Origin of the sequence: Micromonospora terminaliae (assembly GCF_009671205.1) — a bacterium.
In the GTDB taxonomy this organism is placed as follows: Bacteria; Actinomycetota; Actinomycetes; order Mycobacteriales; family Micromonosporaceae; genus Micromonospora; species Micromonospora terminaliae.
Genome location: NZ_CP045309.1, coordinates 3,592,496 through 3,606,552 on the forward strand (window position 1 = coordinate 3,592,496; position 14,057 = coordinate 3,606,552).

The window sequence follows — 14,057 nt, forward strand, 5'->3', positions numbered from 1 at the left end:
GTTGCCGTCGGCCCGGGGCCGGTGGGCGGGTCAGTGGTCGGCGCTGTTCCAGTCGCGGCCCTCGCCGACCGAGACCTCCAGCGGCACCGACAGCGGGTAGGCCGACCCCATCTCCTTGCGCACCAGCGCCTCCAGGGTCTCCCGCTCGCCGGGGGCGACCTCGAAGACCAGCTCGTCGTGCACCTGCAGCAGCATCCGGGAACGCAGCCCGGCGTCGCGCAGCGCGGTGTCGACGTGCAGCATGGCGACCTTGATGATGTCGGCCGCGGAACCCTGGATGGGGGCGTTGAGCGCCATCCGCTCGGCCATCTCCCGGCGCTGCCGGTTGTCGCTGACCAGGTCGGGCAGGTAGCGGCGGCGGCCCAGGATGGTGGAGGTGTAGCCGTCCTGCCGTGCCCGGGCCACCACCTCCTGGAGGTAGTCACGGACCCCGCCGAAGCCGGCGAAGTAGTTCTCCATGAGGCCGCGGGCCTCCTCGGCGGTGATCCCGAGCTGCTGGGACAGGCCGAACGCACTGAGCCCGTACGCCAGGCCGTAGTTCATGGCCTTGATCTTGCGGCGCTGGTCGGCGGTGACCTCGCCGACCTCGACGGTGAAGACCGAGGAGGCGGTCGCGGCGTGGAAGTCGTGCCCGGAGTTGAACGCCTCGATCAGCGCGTCGTCCGAGGACAGGTGCGCCATGATCCGCATCTCGATCTGGCTGTAGTCGGCGGTGAGCAGGCACTCGTAGCCCTCGCCGACCACGAAGGCGCGCCGGATGCGCCGCCCCTCCTCGGTGCGGATCGGAATGTTCTGCAGGTTGGGCTCGGTCGAGGAGAGCCGGCCGGTGGCGGCCACGGTCTGGTTGAACGTGGTGTGGATGCGGCCGTCGTCGGAGACCGACTTGAGCAGCCCGTCGACGGTCATCTTGAGCTTGGCGACGTCGCGGTGGCGCAGCAGGTGCTCGAGCACCGGGTGCGGGTTCTGCGCGTAGAGCCACTGGAGGGCGTCGGCGTCGGTGGTGTAGCCGGTCTTGATCTTCTTGGTCTTGGGCAGGCCCAGCTCGCCGAAGAGGATCTCCTGGAGCTGCTTGGGCGAGCCCAGGTTGAACTCCCGCCCGACCGCCGCGTACGCACCCTGGGCGGCGGCCTTCACCTCGGCGGCGAAGTGCGCCTCCAGCTCGGAGAGGTAGTGCGTGTCGGCCGCGATGCCGGTGCGCTCCATCGTGGCCAGCACCCGCATGAGCGGCAGCTCGACGCCGGCCATCAGCCGGGCGGACTGCTCGCCGTCGCGCGACAGCTCGGCGTCGATCGCGTCGGCCAGGTCGAGGGTGGCCCGGGCCTGGAGCATCAGGTTCTGCTCGGCCGCCCCGTCGTCGCCGAGCCCGTCGAGGGTCAGCTGGCCGCTCTCGGGCGCGTCGACCCGCAGCTCGCGGTGCAGGTAGCGCAGCGCCAGGTCGGTGAGGTCGTAGGAGCGCTGGTCGGGGCGGGCCAGGTAGGCCGCGATCTGGGTGTCGCGGGAGATGCCCTGCAGGTCCCACCCGTGCGCGGCGAAGGCCAGCACGGCGGGCTTGCTGTCGTGCAGCACCTTGGGGCGGGCCTCGTCGGCGAGCCAGCCGGCCAGCGCCGCCTCGTCCTCGGGGTCGAGCACGGCCGGGTCGAACCAGGCGGCGGCCCCGTCGGCGGTGGCCAGCGCCATGCCGGTCACTGCGGCGGTGTGCCGCCGGTTGGGCCCGGTGTCGAGCTTGACCGCCACGCCGGCCGGGGTGCCGTCCGGGGCGTGCGCGGCCAGCCAGCCGGCGAGCGCGCCGGGCTCGGTGAGCACCTGCCCGGCCAGCTCGAAGCCGGCCTCGGCCTCCGGCTCGACGGCCTCCAGGTACTGGTAGAGCCGGTCGCGCAGGATGCGGAACTGGAGGGTGTCGAAGACCTGGTGCACGGCCTCCCGGTCCCAGCCCTGCCAGCGCGTGTCCTCCGGGCGCACCGGCAGCTCCAGGTCGGTGACCAGGCAGTTGATCTCGTAGTTGCGGATGACGTCGGCAAGCCGCTCGCGCAGGCTGTCGCCGGCCTTGCCCTTGATCTCGTCGGCCCGGGCCACCACGCCCTCGACGCCCTCGTAGAGGTTGATCCACTTGGCGGCGGTCTTCGGGCCGACGCCCGGCACGCCGGGCAGGTTGTCGCTGGTCTCGCCGACCAGGGCGGCCAGGTCGCGGTAGCGGCCGGGGCCCACGCCGTACTTCGCCTCGACCGCGGCCGGGTCCATCCGGGCCAGGTCGGAGACGCCCTTGCGCGGGTAGAGCACCGTGACCCGGTCGCCGACGAGCTGGAACGCGTCGCGGTCGCCGGTGGTGATGAGCACGTCCATGCCCTGGTCGCGGGCCTGGCAGGCGAGGGTGGCGATGACGTCGTCGGCCTCGTAGCCCTCCTTCTCGACGACCGGGATGCGCAGCGCCGCGAGGACCTCCTTGACGAGGCTGACCTGGCCCTTGAAGTCGGTCGGGGTCTCGCTGCGGCCGGCCTTGTACTCCGCGTACTTCTCGGTGCGGAAGGAGCGGCGGGAGACGTCGAAGGCGACCACGATGTGGCTGGGCTGCTCGTCGCGGAGCACGTTGATCAACATCGAGGTGAAGCCGTAGACGGCGTTGGTCGGCTGCCCCGTGGTGGTGGAGAAGTTCTCCACCGGCAGGGCGAAGAATGCCCGGTATGCCAGGGAGTGTCCGTCGACGAGGAGCAGGCGCGGCGTCGTAGCTGTCACGGCAGCGACTCTAGTCCGTACCGCCGACAACCCGGCGCACGGCGGCGCCGGCAAACGGCGGCGGCCGGCCGCCCCGCGAGGGGACGGCCGGCCGCCGACGGGTACGCCTCAGGCGACGCCGAGGTACGCCTCCTTGACCGCCGGGTCGTGCAGGAGGTCCCGGCCGGTGCCCTCCTTGACGATCCGGCCGGTCTCCAGCACGTAGCCCCGGTGGGCCCGGGAGAGCGCCTGCTGGGCGTTCTGCTCCACCAGCAGGATGGTGGTGCCCTGCTCGTTGATCCGGGTGATGATCTCGAAGATCTGCTGGATCAGCATCGGCGCGAGCCCCATCGAGGGCTCGTCGAGCAGCAGCAGCTTCGGGCGGGCCATCAGGGCCCGGCCCACCGCCAGCATCTGCTGCTCGCCGCCGGAGAGCGTGCCACCGGCCTGCTTGCGCCGCTCGTGCAGCCGGGGGAAGAGGTCCATGACCATCTTCATGTCCTCGGCGATGCCCGACCGGTCCCTGCGGGTGTAGGCCCCCATCTCCAGGTTCTCCACGACGGTCATGCCCGGGAACACGCCCCGGCCCTCGGGCGCCTGCCCGATGCCGCGGACCACCCGCAGGTCGGCCCGCATCCGGGTGACGTCGGTCCCGTCGAAGACGATCGAGCCGGAGGCCACCGGGCGCAGCCCGGAGATCGCCCGCATGGTGGTGGTCTTGCCGGCGCCGTTCGCGCCGATCAGGGCCACCACCTCACCCTCGTCGACGTGCAGGCTGATCCCGTGCAGCGCCTGGATCCGCCCGTACAGCAGGGTCAGGTCGTTGATCTCAAGCAGCATCGGTCGGCACCCCCAGGTACGCGGCGATCACCTTCGGGTCCTCCCGGACCTCGGCCGGCAGGCCCTCGGCGATCTTCTTGCCGAACTCCAGCACCACGATCCGGTCGGTCACGCCCATGACGAGTCGCATGTCGTGCTCGATGAGCAGGATCGTCGTGCCATTGTCGCGGATCTTCCGGATCAGGCCGAGGAGTTCCTCCTTCTCCGCCGGGGTGAAGCCGGCGGCCGGCTCGTCCAGGCAGAGCAGGGTCGGATCGGTGGCCAGGGCCCGGGCGATCTCCAGCCGGCGCTGCTCGCCGTACGAGAGGTTGCGGGCCAGGTCCCCGGCGCGGCGCTCGATGCCGACGAAGCGCAGCAGCCCGAGGGCCTTCTCGCGGCCCTCCCGCTCCTCCCGCCAGTGCCGGGGCAGCCGCAGCATCGCGGCGATCACGCTGGTCTTGTGGTGGGCGTCCGCGCCCACCATCACGTTCTCCAGCGCGGTCATCTCCGGGAAGAGCCGGATGTTCTGGAACGTCCGGGCGATGCCCGCCTTGGTGATCCAGCTCCGGCGCCTGCCGTTGACCCGCTGCCCGGCGAACCGGATCTCGCCCTCGGTGGGCCGGTAGACACCCGTCATCGCGTTGAAGCAGGTCGTCTTGCCGGCGCCGTTCGGGCCGATCAGGCCGAGGATCTCACCCTTGTACAGGGTGAAGGCGACGTCGTTGAGGGCGACCACACCCCCGAAGCGGAGGGTGACGTGGTCGACCTCCAGCAGCGGCTCCCGCCCGGCCGCCGGGGTCTCGCCCGGCGTGGGCTCGACCGGCGTGTCCGCGCCCTTCTCCGGCGGGGTGCCGACCGTGCTACGACCGTCGTCGGCGATGTCCCGCTCGCTGGTCTCGTCGCGCTCGCTGTGCATCTGCGGCTCACTCATTGGGCACCGTCTCCTGGGGAACCGCTTCCTTGCGCCGGTCGGCGAACTCCGCCGCCCGCCGCCGGTTGGGCACCAGACCCTGCGGCCGGAAGATCATCATGACGATGACCACCAGGCCGAAGACCAGGATCCGGTACTCGGCGGCGTCGAACTCCACCCCGAGGAGGTCGCCGACGCCCCGCAGCCACTCCGGCAGGTACCAGGTGACCGCGCCGCCGACGATGGCGCCCTTGATGTTGCCGGCGCCACCGAGGATCACCGCGGCCAGCACCAGGATGGAGCTCTCCAGCACGAACTGGTCGGAGTTGATGAACGTCTGCTTACCGGCGAAGACCGCGCCGGTCAGGCCGGCCACGGCGGCGCCGATGGCGAACGCCCACAGCTTGTACTTGAACGTCGGCACGCCCATGATCTCGGCGGCGTCCTCGTCCTCGCGGATGGCCACCCAGGCCCGGCCGACCCGGCTGTTGGCCAGGTTCCGGATCAGCAGCAGCACGACGAGGATCAGCGTCAGCATCAGCCAGTAGTACGGCCGGGCGTCGACCACCCCGAACAGCGGCTTGCCGTCCGAACCGGTGCCCGGCGGGTGCGGGATCGCCGGGATGCCCCGCTGGCCCTGGAGGAGGCCGTCCTGGCGCGCGGCGTAGAGCCGGATCATCTCGGCGAAGCCGAGGGTCACGATCGCCAGGTAGTCACCGCGCAGGCGCAGCGTCGGGCCACCGAGGATCACGCCGGAGACCATCGCCACCATGACGGCCAGCGGCACCGCCGCCAGCCACGGCCAGTTCGTGCCGAACCGGCTCTCCGGCGACGTGAGCAGCGCGACCGTGTACGCGCCGAGCGCGTAGAAGCCGAAGTAGCCCAGGTCGAGCAGGCCGGCGAAGCCGACCACCACGTTCAGCCCGACGGCCAGCAGGACGAACACCGCGGTGTCGAAGAGCACCCCGGCGAAGTCCGAGCGGGTGGTGTAGAAGGCGAAGTAGTCGCTGCCGATGGGGAAGCCGAGGTACTCGTAGAACCACTTGTTCGGCAGGATGTACAGCAGCACGACGAGCGCCGCGATCGCGGCCCAGCGCACCTGCTTCGGCATCGCCGCCCAGCGGGCCTTGACGCCCCCGGTCCGCTTCTTGTCCACGGTGGCGGTCATGCGCGCGCCCTTCCGAGAGATTCGCCGAGCAGACCGGTCGGCCGGAACATCAGCAGCACGATCAGCAGCACGAAGCCGGTGAAGTCCTTCCAGTCACCGCCGAACAGGCCGGCGGCGTAGTTCTCCGCCACCCCGAGCAGCAGGCCGCCGAGCAGCGCGCCGCGCAGGTTGCCGATGCCGCCGAGCACCGCGGCCGCGAATGCCTTGAGGCCGATCAGGAAGCCGACGTTGAACTTGGTGTAGCCGAACCGCACGTCCCACAGCAGCGCGCCCACGCCGGCCATCAGGCCGCCCAGCACGAAGACCAGCAGGATGACCCGGTTCTTGTTGACGCCCATCAGCGCGGCCGTGTCCGCGTCCTGGGCGACGGCCCGGATGCCGCGGCCCAGGCGGCTGCGGTTCACGAACTGGTCCAAGCCGATCATCATGATCAGCGTGACGCCGAGGATGAGCAGCTGGACGTTGGTGACCCCGGCGCCGAAGACGGTGAAGACGGTCTTCTGCGGGATCAGGTCCGGCATGCCGAACGGAGCCCGGCGGGTGCCGATGCCGAACGACTCGGCGAGCACGAACGACGCGCCGATCGCGGTGATGAGGAAGGCCAGCGGCGGCGCGTTGCGGCGGCGCAGCGGCCGGTAGGCGACCAGCTCGACCGTGACCGCCGTGAGCGCCGAGGCGGCCATCGCCACCACGAGTCCGGCGATCACCGCCAGGATCAGCGGGCCGAGGGACGGGGCGGCGGAGTTCTGGTCGTAGCCGAGGGCCTGCCAGGTCCACAGGGCGGTGAAGGTACCGACCATGAAGACCTCGGAGTGAGCAAAGTTGATCAGACGCAGAACGCCGTACACCAGGGTGTAGCCGAGGGCGATGAGCGCGTAGATCGCGCCCTGCTCCAGGCCGGTGATGGTCAGCGCCGGGAAGTTCCCGAAGAGCTCATCGAAGTTCAAGTGGGGGCTCCAACTGTGCGGCCAAGCGGTGCGGCCGGGAGAGAACCTCCCGGCCGCACGCCTGGTGTCCCGTGCCGGGACCGGACGAACCGGTCAGGACTTGGGGATCTCGATGTCGGGGACGACCTTGCCCGCGTTCACCTTGAACGCCCAGACCAGCACCTGAGCCGGGTCAAGCTCGCCGTTGGCCTCGAACTTGTAGGTGACGCCGGTGGCGCCGCCGGTGCCGTTGTAGGAGTTGATGAAGCTCAGCAGGTCGGCGCGGGTGCCCTTGCCGGCCTTGATGCCCTCGAGCATGATCTTGGTGATGTCGTACGACACGTCGGCGTAGGTGCCCGGCTCGGCGTTGTCGAAGGCCGCCTTGTAGTCGGTCACGAAGGAGCCCTTGGCCGCGGTGGCCGGGGCGCACGGGCAGGTCAGGATCGTGCCCTCGGCGACCTGCTCGCCGGCGACCTTGATGAAGTTGGCGTCGTTGACACCGTCACCGGCGACCATCGTGCCCTTCCAGCCCGCGCCCTTGAGCTGCTTGAGCAGCAGGCCGGCCTCGGTGTAGTAGCCACCGAAGAAGAGGACGTTCGCACCGCTGCTCTGGATCTTGGTGACGACGGCGGAGAAGTTGGTCTGCTTGACCTGGATCTTGTCCTCGCCCGCGACCGAGCCGAGAACCTTCTTCACCTCGTCCACCAGGCCGGCGCCGTACGCCGACTGGTCGTCCACGACGTAGACCTTCTCGGCCTTCAGGACGTTCTTGATGTACCGACCGGCGGCCGGGCCCTGGGAGGTGTCATTGCCGACGCCCCGGTGGAAGATCTTCCAGTTCTTGGTGCTGAGGCTCGGGCGGGTCGCCGACGGGGTGATGATCGGCAGGCCGGCCTCGTCGAAGATCGGGTCCGCCACCTCGGACTCACCCGAGAACGCCGGGCCGATGATGCCCACGACCTTGCTGTCGCCGACCGCCTGCTGCGCCAGGGCCGGCGCCTTGGCCGGGTCACCCTGCGAGTCGTACTCGGCGATCTGGACCTTGCAGTCCGCGTTGTCCTTGTTGTACTGGTCGATGGCCAGCTTGGTGCCGTTGCGCATGTGGATACCGAGACCCGCGGCGTCACCGGTCAGCGGGCCGAAGAAGCCGATCTTCAGGTCACAGGCGGCCTTGCTGCCACCCGCGTCGCTACCACTGTCAGCCTTGCAGGCCGCGCCACTGAAAACGAGCGCACCGATGGCCACGCCACCCAGCACCCGTGCGAGCTTCTGCCTCACGGCTCGTACCCTCCTCCGTCCGAAGGCCCGGAAACCACCCGCCGCAAATTGGACCTTGCAGGGGTCGCCGGACCGACCGCGATCCCGGTCTGGGCCGGGACGTTATCCCACCAGCGGGTCGTGAAGGTAGACCTGGGAAGCGGGGTTGACCTAACCGTTACGTTGAGTGGCCGGATTCACAGATGTGCTGTAACACACGGGCCCGCATGATGGGAAAATCGGACATCCGACACCGAGCGTTAACCCGCAGGTGAGAGCGTCACGTGGGCCGCCACGAACCCCGCGCCGACCACACCTGCGCCTGCCCGCCGTCGTCCACCAGCAGCAACGCCACGTCACCCGCCGCGGTCACGGCCACCGTCCGGTCACTGCCCGCCGGCACCGACACCGGCAGCGCCACCCGCGACCACCGCACGCCGTCACCGGAGAACCACCCCGCCCCCGCCGCCGACCCGGCCACCACCGCCCACACACCGTCGCCGCGCGCCGCCAGCCCCCACACCGGACCCGGCGCCGCCGTGCCCGCGCCGCCCAGGCACCCACCCGGCCGCCACGCGTCGCCCTCCCCCACCCAGGCGCCCAGCCCGTCGCCCCGCCGGCCCACCGCCACCGTGCGGTCGCCCGCCCGGACCACCCGCTGCAGATCCTCGGCCACGCCGCCGCCGGGCAGCACCGCGCGCCGCCAGGCCGACCCGTCCGCCGAGGTCCACACCACCGCCGCCGATCCGGTACGCGCCGACGACAGCACCGAGCCCACCATGAGCCACCCCGACGCCGTCGCCGTACCGTCCGCCGCCCACGGCCGGCCGGTCGCATCCGTCGCCAGCCCCGGCACCGCGCTCACCAACCGGAAGTCCGACCCGTCCGGCGACACCCAGGCCGCCGCGCCGGTGGCCCGGTTGCCGGAGATCAGCCAGCCGCGCGGCCCGCCCGCGATCCGGCCCGCGTTCACCGCGTCCGCGCCCCCGAACACCTCGAACTCGGCCGGCACCTCCACGAGCGAACCGTCCGCCACCTGCCGCCACGTGCTGATCCGCGGATTGCCGTGCACACCGCCGCTCTTGCCGCCCACCGCCGCCAGCCGGCCGTCCCGGCAACCCGCCGCGGTCAGCACGTTCTCCTCGCCGTACGGGCTCCGCGGCACCGGGCGCAACGCTGTCCACGTGGCCGCGTCGGCGCTCGACCACGCCGCCGGGCGCGTCATCCCCGCCGCGTCCACCACCGCGCCCACCACGAACCATCTGCCCCCGCAGGCGGCCGCGTCACGCAGCGCCAACCGGCCGGACAGACCCGGCGGGAGCGGCAGGGTGACCGGCTGCCAGGCCGGCCGGATCGCCTCGGGGGCCGGCTCGGCGCGACCCGCCGGACGGCAGGCGGCGAGCAGCACCACGAGCAGGCCGAGCACCGCCAGCGGACGCCGCATGGCGGCGATCGTATCGACCGGCCCCGACCCGGGGAACCCGCCGAACGCACCCGCTCCGGTCAGCGGGACGCGCCGGATCGCCGGGCGCGACTCAGGACGCGGGCTGCGCCACCTCGCCGCCGGCGGTCTCGGCGAGGATCCGCTCGGCGACCTCCTTCATGGTCATCCGGTGGTCCATGGCGGTGCGCTGGATCCACTTGAACGCCTGCGGCTCGGTCATCCCGTACGTCGTCATGAGCGCGCCCTTGGCCCGCTCGACGGTCTTGCGGATCTCCAGCCGGTCGGTGAGGCCCGCGACCTCCGCCTCCAGTGCCGCGATCTCCGAGTAGCGCGACAGCGCGATCTCCACGGCCGGCACGAGGTCGCTCTTCTGGAACGGCTTCACCAGGTAGGCCATCGCGCCCGCCGCCCGGGCCCGCTCCACCAGGTCGCGCTGGCTGAACGCGGTCAGGATGATCACCGGGGCGATGCGCGCGCCCGCGATCCGCTCGGCCGCGGCCAGCCCGTCCATGATCGGCATCTTGATGTCGAGGATGACGAGGTCCGGCTTCAGCTCCTCGGCGAGCTTGACGGCGGTCTCGCCGTCACCGGCCTCGCCGACCACCTCGTAGCCCTCTTCCACCAGCATCTCGGCCAGGTCCAGCCGGATGAGCGCCTCGTCCTCGGCGATCAGAACGCGCTTGCGCTCGGCATCCGCCTGCATCTCGGCCACGAGCCACTCCCACCAGTTCAAGCCCGACACCCGCCCTGCCGGGTGTCGCCGCCCTTAGCGTAGTGGGTAACCTATGCCACGACGCGAGAGCGTCGGGCGCGCCTGTCCCCGTATTCCAACCGGTAGAGAAACGGAGCTCAAACCTCCGACAGTGTGGGTTCGAATCCCACCGGGGACACCAAAGTTGTCGTACGGGCGTTCGAAGATGGGCTCGTGCATCCACCCGAGATTCGCGCCCGAGCACGACAGGTCTTCCTGTCCGGGGCCACCGTCGCCGAAGCGGCTCGCAGTGTCGGCCTCAACTACCGCACGGTGTGGCACTGGTGCAGGGACCGCCCCACGCCTGCTGTTCAAGGCACCGCGCTGCGATGTTTCCGGTGTCGCACGGATGTCCGGGTTCCGACAGATCCCGGCGCTTACGTCTACCTGCTCGGCCTCTACCTGGGCGACGGGCATTTGGTCACCACTGCGCGGGTACCGGTGCTCCGGATCTCCTGCACCAGCAGCTGGCCCGGCCTGATCAACGCCTGCGACGATGCGATGCGGGCGGTGCTGGCGGAGAAGGTGCAGCGCGTCCCGCAACGGGGCTGCGTCAATGTCCAGAGCTACGGCAAGCACTGGCCGTGCCTGTTTCCGCAACACGGGCCCGGCAAGAAGCACGAGCGCCCGATCGTCCTGGCCGACTGGCAGCGCAGCATCGTCGAGGGGCACCCCGGCGACTTCCTGCGAGGCCTGTTCCACTCCGACGGCTGCCGGTTCGCCAACTGGGTCGTGGTGCGCGGCAAGGAGTACGTCTATCCCCGCTACATGTTCACCAACGAGTCGGCCGACATCATGGGCCTCTGCCAGTGGGGCCTCGACCTGCTGGGCATCGCCTGGCGGATGAACCGCCGCAACTCGCTGTCCGTGGCGCGGCGGGACGCCGTGGCGGCGCTGGACCGCCACGTCGGCCCGAAGTCCTGACTCCTCAGAGCGCCGCGAGCGCCTGCGCCAGGTCGGTGCGCAGATCCTCCGGGTCCTCCAGCCCGACGGAGAGGCGCAGCAGCCCGTCGCCCGGCTTCGCGCCGTCCTCGACGGGCCGGTGGGTGAGCGAGGCCGGGTGCTGGATCAGCGTGTCGACGCCGCCGAGCGACACGGCGTGGGTGATGAGGCGGCAGGCGCCGGCGACGGCGGCCGCGGCGGGGGCGCCGCCGCGTACCTCGAAGGCGAGGAGGCTGCCGGGGCCGGTCATCTGGCGGCCGACGAGCCCGGCGGGGTCGGTGACGCTGGGGTGGTGGACCCGGGCGACGGCGGGGTGGTCGGAGAGCCAGGCGGCGAGTTTCTCGGCGCCGGCCTGCTGGGCGCGGACCCGCAGCGGCAGGGTCTGGAGGCCGCGGTGCAGGAGGTAGGCGCCGAGCGGGTGCAGGACGGCGCCGGTGACGGCGCGGACCTGGCGCAGCCGGGTGGCCCATTCGGGGGCGCAGGCGACGACGCCGGCGAGCACGTCGCCGTGGCCGCCGATGCTCTTGGTGGCGCTGTGCAGCACGAGTGCGGCGCCGTGCCGGGCGGGTTGCTGGAGCACCGGGGTGGCGACGGTGTTGTCGACGAGCAGCGGGACGTCGCCGGCGGCGGTGGCGAGGGCGGCGATGTCGACGAGGTCGAGGGTGGGGTTGGCCGGGGTCTCGACGACGACCAGGGCGGTGTCGGGGCGGACGGCGGCGGCGACCTCGTCCGGTCGTGCCCAGGTGACCTCGGTGCCGAGCAGGCCGGTGGCGAGCACGTGGTCGGTGCCGCCGTAGAGGGGTCGGACGGCGACGACGTGCCGTTTCCCGTCGCGGGTGGCGGCGAGCAGGGTGGCGGTGAGTGCGGCCATGCCGCTGGCGAAGGCGACGGCTTCGGCGGTGCCTTCGAGCTGGGCGAGGGCGGTCTCGAAGCGGGCGACGGTGGGGTTCCAGAGCCGCTGGTAGACGGCGCTGCCGCCGGCGGGGAGGGTGCCGCCGGTGGCGAGGGTCTCGTAGTCGTCGCCGCCGCCGGCCACGGAGGGCAGCGGGTTGGTGGTGGAGAGGTCGATGGGCGGCACGTGGACGCCGAGTCCGGCGAGGTCCTCGCGCCCGGCGTGCACGGCTGCGGTGTCCACGGCTGTCATGGCGGAAGCGTCGAACATGAGGCCGTCATGAGGCAAGAGCAGCGAAGAACATTCTGCCCGGAGACCTTCCAGGAGAGGGAAATTCGGGGAAGGATGTTCGCATGCCTGTCGCACCGAATGATGTACGGCCCTTCGGGGCGCTGGACGACACCGACCGCGCGATCCTGGCCGAGCTGGCGGCGGACGGCCGGTTGCCGAACAACGCGCTCGCCGAGCGGGTGGGGGTGGCGCCGTCGACGTGCCTGACGCGTACGCGGGCGTTGCGCGAGTGCGGGGCGATCCGGGGGTTCTACGCGGAGGTGGATCCGGCGGCGGTGGGGCTGCCGCTGCAGGCGCTGGTGTCGGTACGCCTGGCGGCGCACGAGCGGGCGGCGGTGGACGCGTTCCGGGCCCGGTCGGTGCGGCTGCCGGGGGTGGTGTCGGTGTTCCACGTGGCGGGCGCGGAGGACTACGTGCTGCATGTGCGGGCGGCGTCGGGGGACGCGCTGCGGGACTTCGTGCTGGATCATCTGGCGGTGGATCCGGCGGTGCAGCACACCCAGACGAGCCTGATCTTCGAGCAGGCGCGGGGCATGGGCTAGTCACCGGCGCGGCGACCGGCGCCGCCGGTGCGGGGTCGCCACCCGCGGCGCCCGCGTCGGGGGTCCGCTTCGGACCGGCTCATCGACCGGATCGCCAGCCAGCACATGAGCGCCAGCGAGCAAAAGAGGATCACCGTCCAGGCGCGCCAGGTGGTGTTGAGGTCGTGCGCGGCCGGATACAGGCCGACGACCCCGGCGATGGCGGTGATGGCGAACAGCAGTTGCAGGCGCCGCTGGAAGTACGCGGTGCGCAGGTTCGAGACCTGTTCGAGGATGGCCCTGAGCTGCTCCAGCCGGCGCTGGGCGGCCTCGGCGTGACCCTCGACGCGCACCGCGTGGATGAGGAAGCGGGCGACGGCCACCCGCGCCGGATCGCGGAACATCAGATCGACGTTGCCGATCTCGGCGAGCCCGTGCGCCAGTTCGATCTGCACCCGGGCGAGCTGCGCGACGCGGTGGTCGGTGGCCTCGGCCGGGCTGGTGATCAACCGCTCGTCCTCGTGATCGGCCGGGTCGACGCCGATCCAGAGCTGGCAGAAGAACCACTGGGCGTGGATCTGTCCGTACATCTCCTGCACGATGCCGAGCGCGTCGCGGGTCGCCTGCCCGTCGAGGACCGCCACCGTCGACCAGCCGCTGGAGCGCACGATGACGTCCTCGATGCGCAGCTCGGGCCAGGAGGGCGTGGCGGCCCCGTCGGTGGGCCGGGGGGTGCGCGCGGTCAGGCCGAGCAGGGCGTCGACCAGGTGCGGGTCGGCGGTCTCGCCGGTCCGCCGCAGCACGAAGAACTGCCGCATGTTCTGGAAGGGGTAGCAGCGTTCCCGGGGCCGGAACGCCGGGCAGTCCAGCAGGGCCGCGCGCAGCCGGGTGACGTACGGGGCGGCCACCCAACCGGCGTGCGTGCCGCTGTTGGCCTGCGCGGACTGCCGGTAGGAGGCGAGGTTCGGCGAGAGGACGCCGATGTCGTCGAGGTAGGCGAAGTAGTCGAGGTTGTTGGCGGCCACCTGGTCGTCGTAGAAGCGCCGCAGGTCGTCGCCGGTCAGCGTCCGCGAGGGCCGGGCCAGGCGCAGGTCGACCGAGACGACGCCCAGTGCCGAGTACACGACGAGGTCGGTGCGGGCCTGCCAGGTGACGTCGCGCAGGCGCACCTCGGAGTCGGGTAGCCGGATCGTCACGGTCGGTGGGTGCGTCGCGAGGTAGGAGATGTTGTAGGAGCGGGCGTCCCGGTCGTCGACGGCGTCAATGGTCACCTCACCGAACTGCTGGAGGACCGGCATCGCCTGCCAGACGTCGTCGATGACCCCTCCGAGGTCGAATTTGATCGGCACCTGGATGTGGTCGATGTCCAGCGGCAACTGGGGCTCCCGGAAGGTCGGACGGCGCCCGGACCCTATCGCGCTTCCGCA

12 protein-coding genes, 1 tRNA gene and 1 pseudogene are annotated in these 14,057 nt (G+C 71.4%); 4 read left to right on the top strand and 10 right to left on the bottom strand.

Annotation, left to right across the window (positions count from 1 at the left end; genetic code table 11):
• Positions 1-30: 30 nt before the first annotated feature.
• From polA to GCE86_RS16265, 8 genes are all read right to left on the bottom strand, one after another.
• A complete protein-coding gene (gene polA, locus GCE86_RS16230; RefSeq protein WP_154227759.1) occupies positions 31-2,730 on the bottom strand; it encodes a DNA polymerase I in 2,700 nt (899 codons plus the stop codon).
• Between the two features lie 108 nt (positions 2,731-2,838).
• A complete protein-coding gene (locus GCE86_RS16235; protein ID WP_151464709.1) occupies positions 2,839-3,549 on the bottom strand; it encodes an ABC transporter ATP-binding protein in 711 nt (236 codons plus the stop codon).
• On the bottom strand, positions 3,539-4,459 hold the full coding sequence (locus GCE86_RS16240) for an ABC transporter ATP-binding protein (protein WP_204342618.1): 921 nt from the start codon (positions 4,457-4,459) through the stop codon (positions 3,539-3,541). The genes GCE86_RS16235 and GCE86_RS16240 overlap by 11 nt, the downstream gene beginning before the upstream one ends.
• Positions 4,452-5,606, bottom strand: a complete 1,155-nt coding sequence (locus tag GCE86_RS16245) for a branched-chain amino acid ABC transporter permease (RefSeq protein ID WP_154227760.1) — start codon at positions 5,604-5,606, stop codon at positions 4,452-4,454. The genes GCE86_RS16240 and GCE86_RS16245 overlap by 8 nt, the downstream gene beginning before the upstream one ends.
• Entirely contained in the window at positions 5,603-6,553 is a 951-nt protein-coding gene (locus GCE86_RS16250) for a branched-chain amino acid ABC transporter permease (protein WP_154227761.1), read from the bottom strand. The genes GCE86_RS16245 and GCE86_RS16250 overlap by 4 nt, the downstream gene beginning before the upstream one ends.
• A gap of 93 nt (positions 6,554-6,646) precedes the next feature.
• A complete protein-coding gene (locus GCE86_RS16255; RefSeq protein WP_154227762.1) occupies positions 6,647-7,810 on the bottom strand; it encodes a branched-chain amino acid ABC transporter substrate-binding protein in 1,164 nt (387 codons plus the stop codon).
• Positions 7,811-8,069: 259 nt separating this feature from the next.
• Positions 8,070-9,233, bottom strand: a complete 1,164-nt coding sequence (locus GCE86_RS16260) for a hypothetical protein (protein ID WP_154227763.1) — start codon at positions 9,231-9,233, stop codon at positions 8,070-8,072.
• Positions 9,234-9,324: 91 nt separating this feature from the next.
• Positions 9,325-9,945 carry an ANTAR domain-containing response regulator gene (locus tag GCE86_RS16265; protein WP_151465483.1) on the bottom strand — a complete coding sequence of 207 codons (621 nt, stop codon included), beginning with the start codon at positions 9,943-9,945 and terminating at the stop codon, positions 9,325-9,327.
• 104 nt (positions 9,946-10,049) lie between these two features.
• On the opposite strand from GCE86_RS16265, the gene GCE86_RS16270 reads away from it, so the two are divergent.
• The 3 genes and pseudogenes from GCE86_RS16270 to GCE86_RS32080 all read left to right on the top strand — a co-directional run bounded on the left by GCE86_RS16270 (position 10,050) and on the right by GCE86_RS32080 (position 10,908).
• Positions 10,050-10,126, top strand: a tRNA-Leu gene (locus GCE86_RS16270).
• 32 nt (positions 10,127-10,158) lie between these two features.
• Positions 10,159-10,227 (top strand): annotated as a pseudogene (locus GCE86_RS32075) (hypothetical protein); the annotation flags it as partial.
• A 198-nt stretch (positions 10,228-10,425) separates the two neighbouring features.
• Complete coding sequence (locus GCE86_RS32080) at positions 10,426-10,908, top strand: hypothetical protein (RefSeq protein WP_244317308.1); 483 nt, start codon at positions 10,426-10,428, stop codon at positions 10,906-10,908.
• Between the two features lie 4 nt (positions 10,909-10,912).
• Here GCE86_RS32080 and GCE86_RS16280 read toward each other — a convergent pair whose 3' ends face one another.
• Positions 10,913-12,088, bottom strand: coding sequence for a trans-sulfuration enzyme family protein (locus GCE86_RS16280; protein WP_154227765.1), 1,176 nt, complete (start codon positions 12,086-12,088; stop codon positions 10,913-10,915).
• Positions 12,089-12,171: 83 nt separating this feature from the next.
• Between GCE86_RS16280 and GCE86_RS16285 the strand changes: the two genes are divergently transcribed.
• Positions 12,172-12,651 (top strand): Lrp/AsnC family transcriptional regulator, encoded by a 480-nt coding sequence (locus tag GCE86_RS16285; RefSeq protein ID WP_154227766.1) that lies wholly within the window; start codon positions 12,172-12,174, stop codon positions 12,649-12,651.
• Here the strand turns inward: GCE86_RS16285 and GCE86_RS16290 are convergent.
• A complete protein-coding gene (locus tag GCE86_RS16290; protein WP_154227767.1) occupies positions 12,648-14,006 on the bottom strand; it encodes a hypothetical protein in 1,359 nt (452 codons plus the stop codon). The genes GCE86_RS16285 and GCE86_RS16290 overlap by 4 nt on opposite strands.
• Between the last annotated feature and the right edge of the window lie 51 nt (positions 14,007-14,057).